The organism is Neobacillus sp. NPDC097160, from assembly GCF_044762155.1.
Classification (GTDB): Bacteria; Bacillota; Bacilli; order Bacillales; family Cytobacillaceae; genus Neobacillus.
The window spans coordinates 96646-111145 of the sequence record NZ_JBIWDU010000017.1; the positions used below are offsets into that span (position 1 = coordinate 96646).

Sequence of the window (14500 nt, forward strand, 5' to 3'; positions counted from 1 at the left end):
CTTAAGAAATTTCGGAATTTTATCTTTACAAGCTGATATAAAAGTTATAACATTTATCACTAGAATTTCAAATGAATTTTGAAAACTAATAAAGCAGGTGAAATAGATGAAGCAATTTCCATCATCAGAACTTTTAAATAGTCTGCCAAAACAGTTTTTTGCAGGGCTTGTGAAGAAGGTTGGGGAATATATTGCCGAGGGACATGATGTGATTAATTTAGGTCAAGGTAACCCTGATCAGCCGACCCCATCACATATTGTTGCTAAGCTTCAAGAAGCGGCTGCAAATCCTCTGAATCACAAGTATTCTCCGTTTCAAGGACATCGATATTTAAAACAAGCTGCGGCGGATTTTTATTTTAAAGAATACGGGGTAACAATTGATCCGGATAAAGAAGTAGCCATTTTATTTGGCGGCAAAGCAGGACTAGTAGAAATACCCCAGTGCTTGTTAAATCCAGGTGACACCATTCTCGTACCCGACCCGGGTTACCCTGATTATTTGTCTGGAGTCGCACTGGCAAACGCGGAAATGGTAACAATGCCATTAAGAGAGCAAAATCATTTTTTGCCGGATTTTAATGAACTTTCTGCTGATATTCTTTCAAAGGCAAAATTAATGTTCCTCAATTATCCAAACAATCCGACAGGAGCTACGGCCACTTCAGAATTTTTTGCGGAAACAATAAAGCTGGCAAGTGTGAACAATATTTGTGTCGTTCATGATTTTGCCTATGGCGCAATCGGGTTTGATGGTGAAAAACCATTGAGCTTCCTGCAGGTTGAAGGAGCAAAAGAAGTTGGGATTGAAATATATACGTTATCGAAAACTTATAATATGGCAGGCTGGCGTGTCGGATTTGCCGTAGGAAATGAAAGTGTCATTACTGCTATTGAATTACTTCAGGATCATCTGTATGTAAGTTTATTTGGGGCGGTACAAGAGGCAGCGGCCGAAGCATTAACCGGCCCGCAGGATTGTGTTAAAGAGTTAAACCAGCTTTATGAACGGAGACGAAATGTATTAATCGATGGTCTTCGGTCGCTGGGATGGAATGTCACGGCACCGAAGGGTTCATTTTTTGCCTGGTTAAAGGTGCCGGATGGGATTACATCTGAGGAATTTGCCAATATTCTTCTGGATCAAGCACATATAATGGTTGCACCGGGGAATGGCTTTGGAGAGTTTGGCGAGGGCTATGTCCGAGTAGGTCTATTGTCATCTGAGGAGCGGTTAACGGAAGCTGTCAGAAGAATAAGTTGTTTAGAAATATTTAAAAAATAAGTTGACATTTTATTTTTTTCTTGGGATAATCTCAAATAAAGTTAAAAAACTTAAATAACTTAAAAAGTGAATAAATACGAATCGTTTTCTTATCAAGAGCAGGCGGAGGGAAAAGCCCGATGAAGCCCGGCAACCGACTTAAAACTTGTGTTTTAAGCACGGTGCTAATTCTTGCAGCATTATGTTGAAAGATGAGAAGATGTTAGTTTGTTATGCTAACCTCTTCTTTTTTGAAGAGGTTTTTTATGTTTTTTGAAAGGAAGATGAATGAAATGTCTGAATTAATTGCGACATATCTACTACATGATGAAAAGAATCCAGAAAAAAAAGCCGAGGAAATTGCACTTGGATTAACTGTTGGATCATGGACGAACTTGCCTGAATTAGAGCAAAGTCAATTGCGCAAGCATAAAGGCAGAGTCGTTTCCATCGAGGGGTTACCGTCTGCAAATGAGGATCAATCACTTATTAGGATTGCCTATCCAACCGTTAATTTTTCTAATGACCTGCCGGCTATCTTAACGACGGTTTTTGGAAAGCTTTCTTTGGATGGGAAAATAAAAATACTAGATTTGCAGTTTGATGATAAATTAAAGAGCTTGTTCCCAGGTCCAAGGTATGGGATTGAAGGGCTTCGCAACAAATTAAATGTTTACGACCGGCCGCTGTTAATGAGCATTTTTAAAGGAGTGCTGGGTAAAGACATTCATTTCTTATCGGAACAGCTAAAAGAGCAAGCTCTTGGTGGTGTTGATCTTGTGAAGGATGATGAAATTCTATTTGAAAATGAATTAACACCATTTGAAAAAAGAATTACTGCTGGAAAAGCCGTTTTGCAGGAGGTACAGGAACAGACTGGACACCGGACATTATACGCAGTAAACCTTACTGGACGGACATCTAAGCTTCGTGATAAAGCAAGAAAGGCAGCAGAACTCGGGGCAGACCTCCTGCTGTTTAATGTATTTTCGTATGGGTTAGATGTATTGCAGGAGCTAAGGGAAGATGGAGAAATTGACTTGCCGCTCATGGCCCACCCTGCGGTCAGTGGTGCATTAACCTCATCACCTGAATTCGGCTTTTCACATTCTTTGTTACTTGGTAAGCTTCTCCGTTATGCCGGGGCAGACTTGTCCTTATTCCCATCACCATATGGAACAGTAGCACTAGAGAAACATGCAGCCCTTTCCATAGCTGAAGAACTAACGATAGAAGATGTTTATAAAAAAGCTTTTCCTGTTCCATCAGCGGGAATACACCCTGGTCTTGTACCATTATTAATTGGTGATTTTGGCGTTGATTCTGTCATCAATGCCGGCGGCGGGGTACATGGACATCCGGGTGGTGCACGCGGCGGGGGTATTGCCTTTAGACAGGCGATTGAAACGAATCTCAATGGGAAGTTGCTGGTGGAAGGTGCGGAACAGTACCCTGAACTTAAACAGGCCTTACAGCTCTGGGGAAATGCCGAGGTGAGCGTCTAAATGACTAAACCAGTGATTTTCTGTGATTTTGATGGGACCGTGACAGAAAGTGATAATATCATCGCCATTATGAAAAAATTTGCCCCTCCAGAGTGGATACAGCTCAAGGATCAAATTCTTTCCCGCCAAATTTCTATCAATGAGGGAGTAGGCAAACTATTTTCTTTATTACCAAGTGATTTGAAGGAAGAAATTACATCGTTTGCAATTGAGAATGCCAAAATCCGACCAGGGTTCAAAGAGTTTGTTGAATTTGCACGTGTAAAAGGGATTCCACTCTATATTGTTAGTGGCGGTATTGACTTTTTTGTTCAGCCGATATTAGCGGAGTATGCACCGTTTGCAGGAATCTATTGTAATGAATCAGATTTTTCGGGTGAGACCATCAAGATTCTTTGGCCCAATCAATGTGACGCTTTATGTGAAAATGATTGCGGCTGCTGTAAGCCGAGCATTATTCGTCAACTAAACTACGGTGAAGACAGCTTCAAAATAGTAATTGGAGATTCTGTAACCGATCTTGAGGCCGCGAAGCATGCTGACTTTGTGCTGGCAAGGGATTTGCTTGAGGAAAAATGTGTGGAATGGGGTATTAACCATCAAGGTTTTCATACCTTCTTTGATTGTATCGAAGAAATTAATAAAAGAATTGAGGTGGGTGAGCCAACATGTTAACCGAAAGATGGACTGAATTAGCAGATGTTAAGGATGAGCTGGCAGAGCGCGACTGGTTTATGGGAACAAGCGGAAACCTTGCAATTAAAGTGAGTGACCAACCGCTTCAATTTCTAGTAACAGCTAGTGGCAAGGATAAGCGAAAGCGAACGGACGAAGACTTTTTACTTGTAGACGAATTTGGCCATGCTGCCTGCGAAACCTATTTAAAGCCTTCAGCCGAAACACTTCTTCATGTTGAAATTTACCGCAAGACGAATGCAGGCTGCAGCCTCCATGTCCATACAATTGATAATAACGTCATCTCTGAAGTTTATGGAGACAATGGTGAGGTAACATTTAAGGGGCAGGAACTAATTAAAGCCTTTGATAAGTGGGAAGAGGATGCTGTCTTAAAAATCCCGATTATTCGCAACTTTGCTCATATTCCGACACTTGCGAGTAAATTCTCTGAACATGTTTTAGGAGATACCGGTGCTGTTTTGATTAGAAACCATGGGATTACCGTATGGGGAAGGAACGCTTTTGAAGCAAAGAAAATTCTTGAAGCTTCAGAATTTCTATTCCGCTACCAGCTACGTTTATTAGAACATAAACCATATCAACTATTTAACGTAGTTTAATACTTAATTTATAAGGAGAGATTTACAATGGCTTATATTACATTCCAAAACAAAGATGAGCAAATTCACGAACAAGAGGCAGTAGCGAACTTCCTTGCAGCAGAGGAGGTTATTTATGAAAATTGGGATATTCGTAAGCTACCTGCGTCGCTGGTTGAAAAATATCTTTTGAGCGATGAGGAAAAGGCAGAAATTTTAACTACTTTTGCTGAAGAAATTACCGATATTTCTGCTAGACGAGGCTATCAAGCCCAAGATGTCATCTCTTTATCCGATCATACACCGAATCTTGACGTTCTGCTTACAAACTTTAAAAATGAGCACCATCACACAGATGATGAAGTCCGATTTATTGTGAGCGGCCACGGTGTATTTGTCATCCAAGGTAAAGATGGAGAGTTTTTCGACGTACATTTAAATCCAGGTGATTTGATATCAGTTCCTGAAAATACAAGACACTACTTTACTCTTGAAGATGACCGAAAAGTTGTCGCCGTAAGAATCTTTGTTACAACCGAAGGCTGGGTACCAATTTATGAAAAAGAAGAAGTGAAATGATAAGAAAAAAACTGGCTGGCAGATTCTGCTAGCCAGTTTTTTTCTTAAATTAATTTTGTCGTAATTACAAGAATGACCCTGTGGAATTTGTCGAAAAACAAAAGAAATAGAATGTTTTGTCTACTTTTGCGAAAGTGTTTACTTTTAATAAAATAGTTGTCATAATTCTTCAAGTAGTCTACTTTTTTGGCAGATTACAGTATGTAGAAACGGGTAGGAGGATAACATTGTACAAGTATAGTAATAAACAATTTGAAATGATTGAAGAGATAAAGGTCAAACGAGAACTAATGATCAATAGCGCTAATAGACTGGGTTTTACGAGTGATGAAACGATTAAATACAGCCAAGAACTAGATGAATTAATTAATATGTACCAAAGGACCATTGGGCAAACTTCAAGGCCAAATGAAGAAGTGAAATTTGCCTTTAAACAAATGATTATGATTTGGCCCAAAGTTCTGGTTTAATACCTGACACGTAGAAAGGATGAATAGCCCTGTTAAGGTTGCTATAATGAAGGCCTTCGATTTATGTATTCGTTATTGAATTAAAAATAAAGTGATAAGAAGGCCTTCCCTGTGTATTTCGTACACCATTCTCTATTGAATTAAACGATCCGCTTTCCCCTTGAGGGGGCCCACAATTAATCCTCAAAATCCTATCATCATTATCTACATTTTTTGACATAAGCTGTGATTTTTATCATTGTTTATATCTCAATATTTCATATAGTTATATTAGTACTAATTTTATTGAAAACTCACATCATGATTAACTACATATCTTACCACAACTAGTTATTACTTCAACTCCAATAGTTTTGTAGAAACCGCTTCATAGAACGTCTTAGTCTGTATGTATGTCCAATGATTCATTGTTTTAGTTAAAGCAAGTAAGAAAAAAATGAAAACAATCATTGTTTGGTACTATGCTTGTGTTGCGATTCATATATCGTTAATAAAAGCATTTTATATAACCAAAAAGAGCAAACGCTTTCATCAAACTTAGATTATATGGAGGAGGGAAAGTCCTACATGCACATTGTCGTATGTGTCAAACAAGTACCTGATACAAAAATTATTAAAATTAATCCAAAAACAAACACACTCGACCGCCGAAGTGCTCCAGCCATTTTGAATCCTTACGATGCCCATGCTGTGCAAGAGGCCGTTAAAATTAAGGAAAAAACGGGTGGTACGATTTCGGTACTATCAATGGGACCACCGCAAGCAACTGCTGTTATTAAAAAGAGTATTGAAATAGGTGCAGATAGAGGCTATTTAATTTCTGATCGTGCCTTCGCGGGTGCTGACACACTTGCAACTAGCTATGCCCTATCTAAAGCACTAGAAAGAATCAGCAAGGATCTCCCTGTAGATATGGTGATCTGTGGAAAACATGCCATCGATGGAGATACAGGGCAGGTTGGACCAGGTATCGCAAGAAGAATGGATATTCCACCTGTTACAAATGTAATAGAAGTAACGGAAGTTAATCAAAAGGAAAAAACGGTATTAATTAAACGGAAGTTAACAAGCGGTTATGAATTAATTCAGGCGGAATTGCCATGCTTGTTAACTGTTGAAAAGGAAATTAATGATATCGAATATTCACCAATGCCGAACATGATTAAAGCAGCCAGATATGAACCCATTATCTGGGCGGTAAGTGATCTTGAAAATGTAGAACGTACTCAGCTTGGATTAAAAGGTTCGCCAACAATTGTTGGTAAAATGTTTACACCTCCTAGACCTGAAGGTGGTAAAAGACTTGAGGGGTCTGCTGATGAGCAAGTTAGTAAACTCATGGAAGTCTTGATGGAGAAAAAGGACCTGTTAACATTACAGTCGTCTAAATAATAAAGATTATCTTTGTGCAGGGAGGGGTTTTCATGAATCTAGACGATTATCGTGGAGTCTGGGTATTCATCGAACAAAATGATACTAAAATCGAAGGCGTTTCACTGGAGTTGCTTGGCGCCGGTAGAAAGCTTGCTGATAAATTACAAGTTCCGTTAGCAGGATTTTTATTAGGAAACGGGATTAAATCATTAGCGGCACAAGTCATTTCTTATGGTGCTGATGAAGTGTATGTTATTGATCATCCTGTCTTGAATCATTACCGGACAGAGTCCTATATGCAGGGAGTGATGCTGCTGGCTCAAAAATATAAGCCGGAAATCATTCTATACGGCGCAACACCAAATGGGAAGGACTTAGCAAGTGCTGTTGCGACAGATTTAAGCACTGGATTAACCGCAGATACAACAATGCTCGATGTTGATGTAGATAATAGATTGCTAGAGGCCAGCAGGCCGGCATTTGGCGGCAATATCATGGCGACAATCCTCTGTAAGAAACATCGCCCGCAAATGGCAACAGTCAGACCAAAGGTCATGAAAGCATTAGAGCCTGACAGCGGCAGACTTGGAAAAATCTTTGCAGAGAAAATAGATCTAAAAGAAGAAGATATGCGCACAAAAGTGCTGCAAATTGTGAATGACGTAACAAAAAAGGCCAATTTGGCCGATGCCCATGTGATTGTTTGTGGAGGTAAAGGATTAGGGGACTTGCAAAATTTCCAGCTCATTCATGAACTAGCCGAAACAATTGGTGCCAGTGTCGGCGGTACCCGTGATGTCGTTGAAGCAGGCTGGCTCCCTCATGAGCAGCAAGTTGGTCAAACCGGGGAAACTGTTACACCTAAAATCTATTTTGCCATTGGCATATCAGGAGCGATTCAGCATGTAGTCGGCATGAAAAATTCCGAGTTCATCATCGCCATTAACAAGGACCCGAATGCGCCAATTTTTGATGTTGCAACATATGGAATTGTCGGAGACGCAATGGAAATCGTCCCTAAACTAATCGAGCAATTTAAGCAGCTAAGAACCGAAAAAGGCGGTGAAATAAGCTATGCCTGAAAAATTTGACGTGATCGTTGTTGGGGCAGGCCCTGCAGGCACATCTTGTGCCCTTACTTGTGCAAAGAATGGGCTTAATGTTTTGCTTATTGAAAGAGGGGAATACCCTGGGGCTAAGAACGTAATGGGTGGTGTCTTGTACCGCAAGCAAATGGAAGAGCTGATTCCTGAGTTTTGGAAAGAAGCACCGCTGGAGAGACCGGTAATTGAGCAGCGCTTTTGGATGATGGATAAAGAATCTGTCGTTTCCTTCGGCTATAAAGGTCTTGAATGGGCTGTAGAACCATATAATAATTTTACGGTATTACGAGCCCAGTTCGACCAATGGTTTGCGAATAAGGCTGTCGAAGCAGGAGCCCTGCTAATAAACGAAACAGTTGTTACAGAGTGTATTGTTGAAAACGGAAAGGTTGTTGGTGTTCGTACAGACCGTCCTGATGGTGAGGTCTATGCGGATGTTGTCGTGCTTGCTGACGGAGTTAACTCGCTGCTTTCTAAACAATTAGGCTTTCATAAAGAATTTCGTCCAGATGAAGTAGCTTTAACGGTAATGGAAGTTATTAATCTGCCAAAAGAAAAGATCAATGATCGCTTTAACTTAGAGGACAACCAAGGTTGTACAATCGAAATTTTCGGAGATTCCACAAAGGGGAACCTTGGGACAGCTTTTCTTTATACGAATAAAGACAGCTTAAATATCGGGGTAGGAACAACCCTCTCAAGTATGATTAAAGCAAAATTAAAGCCATATGAACTGCTAGACTACCTGAAAAATCATCCAATGGTCAAACCATTGATAGCTGGCGGGGAATCAGCAGAATATCTTGCCCACCTTATACCGGAAGGCGGTTACCGTTCCGTGCCAAGAGTGGCTGGTAATGGCGTTATCGTTGTAGGGGATGCTGCACAGCTTGTTAATGCAATCCATCGTGAAGGTTCGAACATGGCGATGCATTCAGGGCTATTAGCAGCAGAATCGATACTTGAGGCAAAAGCCAGAGGAGGCTTTACAGAGGCCAACTTAAATATTTACCGAGAGAAGCTTTATGATAGCTTTATCATCAAGGACTTAGAGAAATACAAAGATGCGGCACATACATTTGAAAAGTATCCTCAATACTTTAATGAGTATGTACCAATGATGAACAAGGCAATGAGTAAATTCTTCACAGTTGATGGCACGCCAAAACGTGAAAAGCAAAAACAAATCATGAAGAGTGTAACAGCTGAAAAAGGAACGCTTCGAGTATTGCAAGATATTTATCGTGCTTGGAAGGCGGTGAAATAATGTCAACGAAGAATATCGAGGAAAAACAGTACCTCCTCAGATTTAAGTGTGATACCAAATCCCATTTGACCATCCTTGACCATGATGTTTGCATGACTCAATGTCCCGATAAAATTTGTACAGTATTTTGCCCGGCTGAGGTTTATAAGTGGGAAGGGACACGCATGCAGGTAGGTTACGAAGGCTGTCATGAATGCGGCAGCTGCCGAATTGGTTGCCCATACCAGAACATTAAATGGGAATACCCTAAAGGCGGACATGGGATTGTGTTCCGACTTGCTTAATTCCTAAAATTTAAAAAGTGCTGTTTGCCATTTGTGCAAGCAGCATTTTTTTGGATAAGAAAGCAAAATGTCTACTTTGAGAATCAAGAAGCCATACGCTTTTATCACTATATGTAGGTTTTTTCACAAGTAAGGGTAAAAAGAAGGTGAAGCAGAAGATAAATATTTAGGGGTTTAGCTTATTTTCTCTAATAGGGCTGCTGAGGAAAGTTCATCTTTTTTACTTAATGCAACTAATGTAGTAGCAAGTGCTATTGCATCATCCATTAACCTCAAAGTTGCTGAACAATAATAAGGCTTTCTCCAATTGAAATCACCTTCACCATCAGCAGGGTATATACTCACTTTCCAATTATAGTATATGTTTGGCTGTGGGAGCTGTACCCCTTCAACGGCAATCAGCCAATGAGTGGAAGGTGAATCAGAGTAGAAGCTTTCAGATTCCTGCAGGGACATTCGGTCATTTAATCCAATCGGTATTAATGCCTTTTGATAAAAGTCATGGTAATTTGGGGTTTTCATCTATTTTTGACCTCCCTTATAAGTTCTAACTATATTATATGAGCCTTTCAACATTTTTTGTGTGATAATTGGTAAAACTTTTCAAAAAAATTAAAGCGTTTTCATAAAAATGTCAAAAACATCGCATCACTTTTACATTTGCTTATTAATGTGACATCAATCACTACATAAATAAATGGTTACTTTTATACTTGAGACAAAAGAAAACGATAGAGGTGAAGGATTATGAGTGGCTGCATGAGTGATTTTGGGGGAATGCCCCAAGCTGAATTAAGCGAAGGACTTAAACAATTAAAAAGTGAACACCCGCCGTTATTGGATCAACTAGAAGGATTATACGGATTAACGCAGAAAATTGATCAAGAAACAGATGCAGATCATAATTTTGGAGAATTAATAGTAAAAGTTAAAGAATTTAAGGCAGCGTTAGATCCGCATTCAGAAGGAGAAGAGGGTGTCCTTTTTCCGATGATGGGTGTCTATATTGGGACAACTTCCGGACCGATTGCGGTGATGGAATATGAGCATGATCAAGCAAAAGCAAATATCGGTGCCTTTCTAGCGAAGGCAGAAGCTGGTCAGACATCAACAGATGAAAAGAAAAAATTAGCGGAATTAATTCAAAATGCCTATTTTATTTTGACCGAGCATTTCTCCAAGGAAGAAAACGTGTTATTCCCAATGGCAGAAAGAATGCTGACAGGTGAGGAGAAGGCGGAATTATACCGAAAAATTAAGGAAATAAAATAAGGATGGGCGCGAGCCCATCCTTATTTTATTTGATTCCATTCCCAAACCTTTTGATCTGATGGGAGGAGGAAAGCAATTAAACCCAGTAGAGGCAATAACCCAAGCCAGGTGATCATTGATTGTAGGCCAATCCAGTCTGCAATGGATCCCAGCCCGACTGAACCGATTGCCCCCATTCCAAACGCAAGGCCAACTGTCAAACCCGACATCGTGCCAATTTTCCCTGGGACTAATTCTTGTGCATACACGACAGTAACGGAAAAACTAGTCATTAAAATAAATCCGGTAAGAATAAGGAAGATAAAGGCCACGGTTGGCGATACATAAGGTATGAGAATAGAAAAAGGCACAGTCGATAACATGGAAAAGGAGATAATGTTTTTCTTTCCAAATCGGTCTGACAGCGGCCCGCCAAAGAAGGTACCAATGGCTCCAGAAACTAAAAATGCGAATAAAAAGATTTGCGATTCTTTAATCGTAAGGGAATATTCTTTAATCGCATAAAATGTGTAGAAATTGGTGATACCGGAAGAATACCAAGTTCTTGCAAAGATTAATAGCAGAATCAAGGCTAATGTATTTTTTACTTCTTTGGATAAACCTTGCTTCTTACTTACATTAGTGCTCTTTTTCTTTACTGGATTAGGAAAAGTTATTAATCTCTGATTATACCAATTGGCAATATAAATGAGCAAAATGACCGCAAGCGCAGCAACAAGTGTAAACCAGGATGCGCCAATTTGTCCAAGTGGAACTAATATTAATGCGGTAATGACTGGGGCTAACGCTTGACCAGTATTCCCCCCCACTTGATAAATAGATTGTGCAAGCCCCCTTCTCTTCCCTGCAGCCATATAAGCCACCCGTGAGCCTTCGGGATGAAAAACTGCCGAACCCAGGCCGATAAAAAGGACAGACAAAACAATCATCGCAAAACTAGGTGCAAACCCCAATCCAAGGATGCCGAATAATGTAAATGTGAGACCAATTGGCAGGGCATAGGGCATTGGCTTTTTGTCAGTTAACATCCCTACTACTGGCTGCATAACAGATGAGACCATATTTAATGAGAATGCAATGATTCCAAGCTGGGTAAAGCTTAAACCCATTGATTTTTCTAAAATGGGGAACATAGCTGGTACAACAGCTTGAATGGCATCATTCAATAAATGGCAAAGCCCGATGATAAAAAGAATTTTAAACATAGTGGATTCTGATGCTTTTGGAACCTTCGTAGGTAAAACTGCTTGTTGATTCATTGTATCCCTTCTTTTTTAACTTAATATTTTTCTATCTTATCTTACTACTGAATGAACAAAATAAGAAATATTTATTTCTATTTTCGAAACATTTAAATTATAATGGGAGAAAATAGATGGTTATAGGGGGATATATGGAAAATTCAGTTGAAGTTTTATTTACCCAAAAGGTCTTAAATGGCTTTTTGTCATGTTTCCAATTAGAGGGAAACGTTAAAAAACTGGGGGATTTTGAGAATTACGTCTTCGAAGTTTACCATGGTGGAAAGCCAATGGTCTTAAGGATTACACATAGTTCCCATCGAAATAAGGCTGAAATTGAAGCAGAGCTTGATTGGATGAATTACTTACATCAAAACTATGTGAATTGTCCAAATGTCTACAAGTCTTTAAGTGGGCAATTAATTGAATGTACAATGGCTTCTGACGGGTCTTTTTTTTACGCCTGCCTGTATTCAAAGGTAAAAGGTGGACCTGTTAAACTGAACTCAGAGCAATTCAATGCCCAATTGTTTCAGGCTTGGGGTAAAGAAATCGGGAAAATACATGCAGTTACGAAGGATTATCAACCGAAAAATGGAAAGAAATTACGTCCCTTTTGGCACGAGGAAGAACTGCTTGAAGTTGAAAAATATTTTCCTTATGAGCCGGAGATTATTCAACATACGGGTGAGTTAATGAAGGAATTAATGGAGCTTCCGCAAAACCGTGATAATTTTGGACTAATCCATTCTGATATTCATTCGGGGAACTTTTTTTATGATGGCGAGTTTGTTAATGTGTTTGACTTTGATGATTGCAGTTACCATTGGTTCGCATCCGATATAGCCATTCCCTTGTACTATTCAATCTTTTATGGGTTTGATAGTGCGAGTGAGGATGAGAAGGCCGAGTTTGGCCAGCATTTTCTTACACACTTTAGAATGGGTTATGAAGAATACAATAGCTTGCCAGAGAATTGGCAGGAACATTTGCCACTTTTTCTTAAGCTAAGAGACATTACACTATACTCAGTGTTTCATAAAAAAATCGCGCCCGAAGACAGAAACGTGAGATTGATTCAGCTTTTAACTAATATTAGGAGAAGGATCATTCAAAAAGAAGCGATTGTGAAAATAAAATAAAACGAGACCTAGTGTGATGGTCTCGTTTTATTTACTTATTGGCAATACGATGGTAACGGTGGTTCCAATCTTCTCTTTGCTATCTATTTCGATGCTGCCGCCAAATGAATTAATGATTCGCTTACAAATAACCAGACCTAGACCTGTCCCAGATTCTTTTGACGTATAAAAAGGTCGAAATATCTTTTCTAACTCATCTTTCGGTATCCCTTTACCATTATCGCTGATTTCAAGCTTGCAAAAAGTATCTTCATGTGAATGCAGCTTAATTTCTAAAATTCCTGGTTTATCGAATGATTCAAAGGCATTTTTTGTGATATTTAAGATCACTTGTTTCAATTCGTCTTTTACACATTTAACGATGACCGGTTCACGAGGAAGCTGCCAGGTACATTCTACATTGTGCGAATTTCCCTCTGAGATAATTAGCGGTTTCAGTTCTTGAAGTGTCCCTGCTATATTAATGTTATCTGCCATTTGTGCTGTCGGTTTTCCAAGGATTAAAAACTCACTGACAATTTCATTAATACGTTTTAGTTCGGAGTTAATAACATTGAAATAATAACGATCCTCCGGGTCTGTATACTTTTCACTTAGAAGCTGCAGTAATCCTTTTACACCGGTCAACGGGTTTCGAATTTCATGTGCTGTACTCGCCGCCAACGTCCCCACCAATTCGAGCTTCTGTAGTTCATTTTGTTTTCTTTCTTTATGCGTATCCCTTCTTAATAACAAATATTCAATAAGTAAGTAAAGGATATGTGTGATAACAAGAATGATAAACAAAACTTGCCCCAATGCTTTACTAATTTCTTTATTATTACGTTCTGCAATCTTTACTTTTATACTCCATGGAACGCGATCCATTGGTGAAGTAACCCATTGAGTATCATCTCCCATTTCATTGGTGGTTACATTCATCTCAAGAATGGCATTCTTCCCACCATTTACAACAAATAGCTTGGTATCAGGAGTAAGGACTTTCATCAAGTTTCTCATATAGTCAATACGCAAATCTGCAATAAGAATGGCCTTTAATTCGCGATTTTCATCGAGAACAGGTGTAGCAAGCCCAATAATTCTTTGGTTATTTTTAAGGATTTCTTCATGATCAGAGATAATTGTATCCTTTGTTTTGATAACCTCTTGTATGAAAGAAAGTTTGGGGAAATCTGCCTCATTCCGTAATGGAGCAGAACCCGTTAAAAGGTTTCCCTTTGCGTCAAGCAAGTAAAGCCCTCCGTACCGCGGATCGTGTTGGTTTACTTGCATAAGTAATGGTTCCATTTTCTTAGGAAAGTCTAAGTTTTCCTTAGCTGAAAGGGAAAGAATATCTAAGCTAGTTTTCGTTTCACTTATGAATTGATCCCAATTCTTTTGATAGATCGACGCAACCCATAGAGCATCTTTTTTCCTTTCAATGTCATTTTCTTTTAAAATACCATAAAAATAGTATGAGCCTAAAATAATTACGGGTAGTATAACTACAACAAAATAGAGATAAAAATTACCTTTACGAATTTTCATGTAAGTACCCCAGTTTAATCTATAAATATTAAGCGTTATAATTATAGCAGATGTTTCATTTGTTTACCGTAATATTCAGGCTGTTAAAGAGAAAATTGACAGAAAATGAAAAGTTTCTTATAATAATTTTGAAATCGAGATAATTTTAAGATGTGCAGCCTCTAACTTAGACACATCATATCAAAACCTAAAAGG

15 protein-coding genes and 1 riboswitch are annotated in these 14500 nt (G+C 39.0%); of the genes, 12 read left to right on the forward strand and 3 right to left on the reverse strand.

The window, feature by feature from the left end; genetic code table 11:
- The first annotated feature begins 106 nt into the window (after positions 1-106).
- From ACIQXV_RS22260 to ACIQXV_RS22305, 10 genes are all read left to right on the forward strand, one after another.
- Complete coding sequence (locus tag ACIQXV_RS22260; protein ID WP_402962194.1) at positions 107-1285, forward strand: pyridoxal phosphate-dependent aminotransferase; 1179 nt, start codon at positions 107-109, stop codon at positions 1283-1285.
- Positions 1286-1371: 86 nt separating this feature from the next.
- A riboswitch (SAM riboswitch) is annotated at positions 1372-1483 on the forward strand.
- Positions 1484-1557: 74 nt separating this feature from the next.
- The gene (locus ACIQXV_RS22265; RefSeq protein WP_402962302.1) at positions 1558-2769 is read left to right on the forward strand and encodes a 2,3-diketo-5-methylthiopentyl-1-phosphate enolase; all 1212 of its coding nucleotides are present in this window, start codon (positions 1558-1560) and stop codon (positions 2767-2769) included.
- Positions 2770-3444 (forward strand): 2-hydroxy-3-keto-5-methylthiopentenyl-1-phosphate phosphatase, encoded by a 675-nt coding sequence (locus ACIQXV_RS22270; protein ID WP_402962196.1) that lies wholly within the window; start codon positions 2770-2772, stop codon positions 3442-3444.
- The gene (locus ACIQXV_RS22275) at positions 3438-4067 is read left to right on the forward strand and encodes a methylthioribulose 1-phosphate dehydratase (RefSeq protein WP_402962198.1); all 630 of its coding nucleotides are present in this window, start codon (positions 3438-3440) and stop codon (positions 4065-4067) included. Before ACIQXV_RS22270 ends, ACIQXV_RS22275 begins: the two co-directional genes overlap by 7 nt.
- 27 nt (positions 4068-4094) lie before the next feature.
- A complete protein-coding gene (locus ACIQXV_RS22280; RefSeq protein ID WP_402962200.1) occupies positions 4095-4625 on the forward strand; it encodes a 1,2-dihydroxy-3-keto-5-methylthiopentene dioxygenase in 531 nt (176 codons plus the stop codon).
- Between the two features lie 227 nt (positions 4626-4852).
- Positions 4853-5095, forward strand: a complete 243-nt coding sequence (locus ACIQXV_RS22285; RefSeq protein ID WP_402962202.1) for a Spo0E family sporulation regulatory protein-aspartic acid phosphatase — start codon at positions 4853-4855, stop codon at positions 5093-5095.
- Positions 5096-5662: 567 nt separating this feature from the next.
- Positions 5663-6487, forward strand: a complete 825-nt coding sequence (locus ACIQXV_RS22290; RefSeq protein WP_402962204.1) for an electron transfer flavoprotein subunit beta/FixA family protein — start codon at positions 5663-5665, stop codon at positions 6485-6487.
- Positions 6488-6519: 32 nt separating this feature from the next.
- Positions 6520-7551, forward strand: coding sequence for an electron transfer flavoprotein subunit alpha/FixB family protein (locus tag ACIQXV_RS22295; protein ID WP_402962206.1), 1032 nt, complete (start codon positions 6520-6522; stop codon positions 7549-7551).
- Positions 7544-8839, forward strand: a complete 1296-nt coding sequence (locus ACIQXV_RS22300) for an FAD-dependent oxidoreductase (RefSeq protein WP_402962208.1) — start codon at positions 7544-7546, stop codon at positions 8837-8839. The genes ACIQXV_RS22295 and ACIQXV_RS22300 overlap by 8 nt, the downstream gene beginning before the upstream one ends.
- Positions 8839-9123: a ferredoxin family protein gene (locus tag ACIQXV_RS22305; RefSeq protein WP_007086187.1), complete on the forward strand. Its 285-nt coding sequence runs from the start codon at positions 8839-8841 to the stop codon at positions 9121-9123. Before ACIQXV_RS22300 ends, ACIQXV_RS22305 begins: the two co-directional genes overlap by 1 nt.
- A 174-nt stretch (positions 9124-9297) precedes the next feature.
- Here the strand turns inward: ACIQXV_RS22305 and ACIQXV_RS22310 are convergent, their stop codons facing one another.
- Positions 9298-9645 (reverse strand): hypothetical protein, encoded by a 348-nt coding sequence (locus ACIQXV_RS22310; RefSeq protein WP_402962211.1) that lies wholly within the window; start codon positions 9643-9645, stop codon positions 9298-9300.
- A gap of 225 nt (positions 9646-9870) precedes the next feature.
- Between ACIQXV_RS22310 and ACIQXV_RS22315 the strand changes: the two genes are divergently transcribed.
- Positions 9871-10395 carry a hemerythrin domain-containing protein gene (locus ACIQXV_RS22315; RefSeq protein ID WP_402962213.1) on the forward strand — a complete coding sequence of 175 codons (525 nt, stop codon included), beginning with the start codon at positions 9871-9873 and terminating at the stop codon, positions 10393-10395.
- Between the two features lie 20 nt (positions 10396-10415).
- Here ACIQXV_RS22315 and ACIQXV_RS22320 read toward each other — a convergent pair whose 3' ends face one another.
- A complete protein-coding gene (locus tag ACIQXV_RS22320; RefSeq protein ID WP_402962215.1) occupies positions 10416-11654 on the reverse strand; it encodes an MFS transporter in 1239 nt (412 codons plus the stop codon).
- 134 nt (positions 11655-11788) lie between these two features.
- Here ACIQXV_RS22320 and ACIQXV_RS22325 point away from each other — a divergent pair, with 134 nt between their 5' ends.
- Positions 11789-12778 carry a phosphotransferase enzyme family protein gene (locus ACIQXV_RS22325; protein WP_402962217.1) on the forward strand — a complete coding sequence of 330 codons (990 nt, stop codon included), beginning with the start codon at positions 11789-11791 and terminating at the stop codon, positions 12776-12778.
- Between the two features lie 27 nt (positions 12779-12805).
- Here ACIQXV_RS22325 and ACIQXV_RS22330 read toward each other — a convergent pair whose 3' ends face one another.
- A complete protein-coding gene (locus tag ACIQXV_RS22330; RefSeq protein ID WP_402962219.1) occupies positions 12806-14305 on the reverse strand; it encodes an ATP-binding protein in 1500 nt (499 codons plus the stop codon).
- Positions 14306-14500 lie beyond the last annotated feature (195 nt).